Source organism: Acidithiobacillus ferriphilus (assembly GCF_018854775.1).
In the GTDB taxonomy this organism is placed as follows: Bacteria; Pseudomonadota; Gammaproteobacteria; order Acidithiobacillales; family Acidithiobacillaceae; genus Acidithiobacillus; species Acidithiobacillus ferriphilus.
Genome location: NZ_JAAZTY010000196.1, coordinates 1 through 4,052, shown reverse-complemented (window position 1 = coordinate 4,052; position 4,052 = coordinate 1). Strand labels below are relative to the sequence as shown.

5 protein-coding genes are annotated in these 4,052 nt (G+C 60.7%); all 5 read right to left on the bottom strand.

Annotation, left to right across the window (positions count from 1 at the left end):
• Positions 1 to 695: polysaccharide deacetylase family protein (locus HF921_RS12060; RefSeq protein WP_215893881.1), on the bottom strand; the 695-nt coding region annotated here is incomplete at its 3' end.
• A complete protein-coding gene (locus HF921_RS12055; RefSeq protein WP_215859919.1) occupies positions 692 to 1,654 on the bottom strand; it encodes a glycosyltransferase family 2 protein in 963 nt (320 codons plus the stop codon). The genes HF921_RS12055 and HF921_RS12060, both read right to left, overlap by 4 nt.
• Positions 1,655 to 2,644 (bottom strand): Nudix family hydrolase, encoded by a 990-nt coding sequence (locus HF921_RS12050; RefSeq protein ID WP_215859920.1) that lies wholly within the window; start codon positions 2,642 to 2,644, stop codon positions 1,655 to 1,657.
• Positions 2,644 to 3,870 (bottom strand): bifunctional glutamate N-acetyltransferase/amino-acid acetyltransferase ArgJ, encoded by a 1,227-nt coding sequence (argJ, locus tag HF921_RS12045; protein ID WP_064218200.1) that lies wholly within the window; start codon positions 3,868 to 3,870, stop codon positions 2,644 to 2,646. The genes HF921_RS12050 and argJ overlap by 1 nt, the downstream gene beginning before the upstream one ends.
• Positions 3,871 to 3,879: 9 nt before the next feature.
• A partial coding sequence (locus HF921_RS12040) for an SEC-C metal-binding domain-containing protein (protein ID WP_215893882.1) occupies positions 3,880 to 4,052 on the bottom strand: 173 nt, incomplete at its 5' end.

Genomic DNA, 4,052 nt, shown 5'->3' with positions numbered 1-4,052 from the left:
GTCAGCAGTTGCAGGGGGAAAACATGGGGCGCATGATGCCCGCCGACCATCACCCGCGGTAAATCCATAAGGTCAGTACCCGGCAAGACACGGCCCCGCCGCACCGTCACCGCGGCAACAAAGCCGGCGCGTCGGGCCGCCGCCCGTTCGCGCAGCCCCGCCGCACCATAGGGATAACAGAACTGAGTCACCGGCACCGCCAAAAGCCCTTCCAACTCGCGCTTGGATCCTGACACCTCGTCGTCCAACTCGGACTCACTCAGCTCCGGCAAACGGGGATGATGACGGCTGTGCGCCCCGATCTCCATTCCAGCCTCCCGCCAGCGATGTAGCTCATGCACGTTCATCAGTGGCTTATGTGTACCTAACTGCTGCGCATCCCAGTGATTGGCGGTACCGATGGCGGCACTCACCACATAGCAGGTTGCCGTAAAACCATGGCGCTGCAACACCGGCAAGGCGTGTTCGAGGTTATCCCGATAGCCGTCATCCAGAGTAATCACCACCACTTTGCCTTCCCGCTCTCCGCGCAGATAAGGCATGGCTGCAGACATGGACAGTCCCTGATAACCCAACCAGTGCAGCAGCGCCATCTGCCGCGCAAAACGCCGGGGCGAGATATAAAGGCCGCGCAACTTCACGCCTTGCGGCGCCACCGCAATATTGTGATACATCAGAATGGGGACAGGTTTCACGCGGGTGGATCAAGATGTATCGTGTAGCGCACCACATAAGTCTTTTTATCCTGAGACTCATGATAAATGCGCGATAACATCTCCCCAACAATGCCGGTATTGAGAAATTGCAGTCCAGCGAGGAAAAACAGTACACCGGCAATCAGCATGGGGCGTCCGGAAATCGCCGCGCCATAGCCAAATTTATCCACCAAAAGATACAGCAGCATGATCGAACCGATGCTTGATAACGCCAGCCCGATTACCCCGAAAAAATGCATGGGCCGCTGACTGTAACCAAGAAAAAACTTCACAAAAAGCAGGTCAACCAGCACCCGGAGGGTACGAGTGATGCCGTACTTGCTCTGTCCGGCCCGGCGCGGGTGGTGGCGCACCGGCACTTCGACAATGCGATCCGTGTAGGTCAACGTAGAAAGCCAGGCCGGGACAAAACGATGCATCTCGCCATAGAGACGCACCCCTTTGATCACGGAAGCCCGATAGGCCTTCAGGGTGCACCCGTAATCGTGCAGATAAATACCGGTGAGGTGGCAGATCAAACGATTGGCCAAACGCGACGGGATCCTACGCAAGAGCAAGTCATCCTGGCGGTCCTTCCGCCAACCCGCCACCACATCCAGGTTTTTCTCCAGCAGGTGCCGGACCAAAGGCAGAATGTCTTCGGGATCATTCTGCAGATCCGCATCCAGGGTCACAATCACTTCGCCCCGAGCGGCATCAATCCCCGCCTGCATGGCCGCTGTCTGGCCGAAATTGCGCTGCAGGTGGATGACCTTGAATCGCGCGCCCCGCGCCTCCGCTTCGCGGTCCAGGGCGGTGGCACTCCCGTCCCGGCTACCATCGTCGACAATGATCACCTCGGCATCGGCGTCCCCCAAGGCATGGCTCAGAGCCGTACAAAGCGGCAAGATATTGTCGATCTCGTCGTAAAGCGGAATAACGACAGAAATAAAGGCCATTCACCCATTCCAGTGCTGGAGATAAGCGCGGGTAGCAACAGCAGGATCCGGCGCTTCGAGAATGCCGGAGAGCACCGCCACGCCGCGCGCGCCGGCGGCCAGCGCCACCGGCACCCGTGCTGCCGTCACTCCACCGAGCGCAATGAGGGGCAGAGACGATTCAGCGGCCATCGCCGCAAAGGCCTGAGGTTCCAGCGCCGCCGCACCCGGATGACTCGGGGTAACGAAAATCGGCGAGAGAAAGGCGTAGCGCGCCCCGAGACGCGCCGCCCGCTGCAAACCTACGGCATCATGACAAGATACCCCGAAAGCCGCGTCAGGCCGTACGCCTGCATCGAGCTGAATTTGCGTCAGATGACGTCCGCTCCGCGGCCAGTCGGGCAAGGAATCGGAATGGTTGAGGTAGACCTGCGCGCCCTGCGCCAGCGCCTCGGCGCACAGTGTCGACAGTACGGCGGCGGTGGGGGCATCCGGCACCGTTTTGCAGCGCAGCACTAACCAGCGCAATCCAGCGCCAAGCGCGGCTTCCAGAGACTTTCGGAAATCAAGTAGCGGCAATCTGTCGGGATCGGCAATCAGACAGAGGGGCGGCTGGGGCAAAGCCTCCGCTAACACCGCCGCCGTTATACGCAAATTCGCAGGGAGACATTCCAGCGCCGGGATTTCCCAGGGATAGAGCCAACGTACCTCCTGCCCTTCCCGTCCATGGGCAGTGCCCGTCCAGTGCCGCACCCGGTAAAAATGCAGGCGCACCGTACGCTCCGGATAGGTATAATCAAGCACCCGGAACGGCTCTGGTGCCGTAACGGTGATCCCCAACTCTTCCCAAAGCTCCCGGACCAGAGCCTGTTCCGGCGTTTCGCCGGGATCCACCTTGCCGCCGGGAAACTCCCAGAAGCCTGGCCAGGGCTTACCCTCGGGGCGCAGCGAAATCAGCAGGCGCCCCGAGGCATCTTCAATAATTCCAGTGGCGACAGGAACGGTGAGCATCAGCTACGGTAATCGGCGTTAATACGGACATAGTCATAGGACAAGTCACAAGTCCAGATTTGCGCCTCGGCGGCACCTCTGCCCAGATCAACCCGCACCGGGATTTCCTCCTGGGCCATCACGGCCTGTCCGGCCGCCTCATCATAATCACGGTCGCGGGCACCGTCGCGGACGATGCGCGTATCGCCCAGCCAGACCTGCACCCCATCCACTTCCAGGTCGTCCACGCCGGCGGAGCCGATGGCCGCCAGCAGGCGCCCCCAATTCGGGTCGGAAGCAAAGAAAGCCGTCTTGATCAACGGACTATGAGCCATCCGGTAAGCCACCTGCAGACACTCGGCTGCATCGCGCCCACCCAGGACATGGATCGGAATAAATTTGGTCGCCCCCTCGCCGTCGCGCACAACAGCCTGCGCCAGCCACTGCGCCACCGCCGTGATGGCGTCTCTCAGTCTGCCGTAGCGGGGATCCGTTGCTAAAGAGATGGGCGGCAGCGCCGCCTGCCCGGTTGCCATCAGGATGCAGGCATCGTTGGTGGAGGTATCGCCATCCACTGTAATGCGGTTGAAGGATCGCTCCATGGCTTCTTGCAGGCATTGTTGCAAGGCTGCTCCGTGCAACGGGGCATCGGTGGCGATATAGGCCAGCATCGTGGCCATATCCGGACGAATCATCCCTGAGCCCTTGGCCATACCCGTCACCGTGACGGTCACGCCATCCATTTCCAACTGCCGGGAGCAGGCCTTGGCAATGGTATCCGTGGTCATAATGGCCGCTGCGGCCACCTCCCAGTGATCCTCGGCGAGCGTTTCGATACAGCTTGGCAGCACCCCGGCAATTTTCTCCGCAAGCGCTACCGGTTCGCCAATGACGCCCGTAGAAAACGGCAAGACGGCCTCCTGCGCGCAACCCAACTGCCCGGCCACCACCTGACAACTAGCCTCTGCTGCCTGCAGCCCAGCGGCGCCCGTACCCGCATTGGCATTGCCCGTATTAATCACCAGCGCCCGCACGCCGGAGCCGTCCGCCAGGTGACGCTGTGCCACCAACACTGGCGCCGCGCAGAAACGATTACGGGTAAAAACACCCGCCACCTGAGATCCTTCCGCCAAATGGATCAAGGTCAGGTCGGTACGATTCGCATAACGAATGCCTGCCGCTGCCACGCCAAGGCGAACCCCCGCAATGGGCAGGATATTCCGGGGAGGGTGGAGACCAACGGCCATACGCTTTCCTTATTGCAACCGCCCATGACAATGCTTGTATTTTTTACCGGAACCGCAGGGGCAGAGCTGATTCCGCCCCACTTTATCCTCATTGGCTACCGGACTATGACCAGTTTCCTGTTCACCAACGACCCCGAGCCCCGCCGCAGTAAGACCTGCATTTTCTATGGCGGGCACTACTG